The following is a 2442-nucleotide window of genomic DNA, read 5'->3' on the forward strand; positions in this document are numbered from 1 at the left end:
CCGGCTGCCGACCTCAGGCGCTCGGCGTCACCGCCATCGAGCTGCTGCCGCTCCCCTACTTGAAGGGCGCGCGCAACTGGGGCTACGACGGCGTCCATCCCTACGCCCCCGACGGCGCCTATGGCCGCCCGGACGACCTCAAGCGCCTGATCGACGCCGCCCATGGGCTCGGGCTGATGGTCTATCTCGACGCGGTCTACAATCACTTCGGTCCGGCCGGGAACTACCTCCACGCCTACGCCAAGACCTTCTTCACCGAGCGCCACCAGACCCCCTGGGGCGCGGGCATCAACTTCGACGGCAAGGAGAGCGGCGCCACCGTGCGCCAGTTCTTCATCCAGAACGCCCTCTACTGGCTGGAGGAATACCGCTTCGACGGCCTGCGCTTCGACGCCGTCCACGCGATCCTCGACGATTCGCCCCGTCATTTCCTGGCCGAGCTCGGCGAGACGGTCCGGAAGACCTTTCCGGACCGTCAGATCCACCTGATGCTGGAGAACGAGGCCAACCAGGCCCGCTGGCTGGAGCGGGACGCCGCCGGGCGCCCGAAGATGCACGATGCCCAGTGGGCCGACGACCTGCACCATTGCTGGCACGTCCTGCTGACGGGCGAGGACGCCGGCTACTATAAAAGCTTTGCCAACAAACCGGTCGCGCACCTCGCCCGCTGCCTCGCGGAGGGTTTCGCGTATCAGGGCGAGCCGTTCGCCACGCTCGACAACCATCCGCGCGGCGAGCCCTCCGGGCACCTGCCGCCCTCGGCCTTCGTGACCTTCCTCCAGAACCACGATCAGGTCGGCAACCGGGCGCTGGGCGAGCGGTTGAACCACCTCGCGGATCCGAAGAAACTCGATCTCGCCCGGGCCGGGCTCCTGCTGGCGCCGCAGATCCCGATGCTCTGGATGGGCGAGGAATGGTCGGCCTCGGCGCCGTTCCTGTTCTTCGTCGACTTCGCGCCGGACGAGGACCTGAACAAGGCGGTCCGCGACGGCCGCCGCCGGGAGTTCAAGAGCTTCGCGGCGTTCGCGGACGACACCTCCAAGATCCCCGACCCGACCGAGCGCGAGACCTTCGCGGCCTCGAAGCTCGACTGGTCCGAGCGGGAGCGCTCGCCCCACCGCGAGGTGCTGGCGGAGACGACGCGCCTCCTGAGGCTGCGCCGCGACGTGGTCGTGGCGCTGGCGAAGTCCGGCTATGACGGCGCCGCCGCCACGATGCCGCGCGCGGACGTGGTCGACTGCACGTGGCGCTTCGGCGCCGGCACCCTGCGCTTCGTCGCCAATGTCGGCGACGCACCCTTCGCGGTGGATCCGGGCGGGGCCCGGCTGGTCTGGACCAATGCCCCGGACGGGGCCGGACATGAGTTGCCGTCGTGGACCGGCGTCTTCCTGACGGAGCCTCGCGCGTGAGCCCCCTCGAAAAACTCGCCGACCTCGTCGGCGTCGCCGCCGGCTACACCGACGCCTTCGGCAAGCCCGTCGAGACGCCGCTGGCGGTGCGCCGCGGCCTGCTGGCGGCCCTGGGCTTCGCGGTTCAGGATGAGGCGTCGATCGCCGGGAGCCTCGCCGAGGTCGAGCGCCTGCGCCGCGGCCTGATCCCGCCGCTCCTGCCGGTGGAGGCCCGCCGGGCCGCCCGCGTTCCGGTCCGGCTGCAGGACGGGGCGCCCCACACCCTGGTCTGGCGCCTCGTCGACGAGCGCGGCACCGCCCGGGAGGGACGGGCCAACCCGCAAGGATCCGATCCCGGCTTCGAGCTGCCGCCGCTGACCCCGGGCTATCACCGACTCATCGTGCAGGCCGGCCAGAGCCGCACCGAGGCCTGGGTGATCGCCGCGCCGCAGCGCTGCTGGCGCCCGCGCCCCTACACGGATGAGGGGGCCTCCGATTGGGGGCTCGCCGCCCAGCTCTACGGCCTGCGCTCGGCGACCAATATCGGCATCGGCACCTACGCGGATGCCGGCGAGGCCGCCCGCGAGGCGGCCCTGCGCGGGGCGGCGTTCTTAGGGCTCAGCCCGGTCCACGCCCTGTTCGGTTCCGACCGGACCAAGATCTCCCCCTACTCGCCCTCCTCGCGCCTGTTCCTGGAGACGCTGTTCATCGCCCCGCGCAGCCTGCCGGGGCTCGCCGGCTCCCGGGCCGAGGCGCTGCTCGATGCGCGCGCGGACGCGATCACGGCGCTCCGCGAGGCGGCGCTGGTCGACCACCAGGGCGTGCACGATGTGCTCGACCCGGTGCTCCGGGCCCTCTGGGCGGACTCCCCCGCCCGGGCCGGCACGGACGCGGATTTCGCGCGCTTCCGGCAGGCGGGCGGCGAGGATCTCGAATCCCACGCCCTGTTCGAGGCCCTGTCGGAGCATTTCCGGGGGCAGGGCGCGCATTGGCTGGGCGACTGGGCGGACGCGTACCGCCGGGCCGGCACGGAGGCGGTGCGGGCCTTCGCGGC

General features: G+C 72.2%; 2 protein-coding genes. Both read left to right on the forward strand.

Annotated features, from left to right (window positions below; translation table 11 throughout):
- On the forward strand, nucleotides 1-1409 hold a 1409-nt coding region (locus I53_RS17695), incomplete at its 5' end, for an alpha-amylase family glycosyl hydrolase (protein WP_043353014.1).
- Nucleotides 1406-2442 (forward strand): 4-alpha-glucanotransferase (locus I53_RS17700; RefSeq protein WP_043353016.1); only part of this gene is annotated, 1037 nt, incomplete at its 3' end. The genes I53_RS17695 and I53_RS17700, both read left to right, overlap by 4 nt.

Origin of the sequence: Methylobacterium sp. B1, from assembly GCF_000333255.1 — a bacterium.
In the GTDB taxonomy this organism is placed as follows: Bacteria; Pseudomonadota; Alphaproteobacteria; order Rhizobiales; family Beijerinckiaceae; genus Methylobacterium; species Methylobacterium fujisawaense.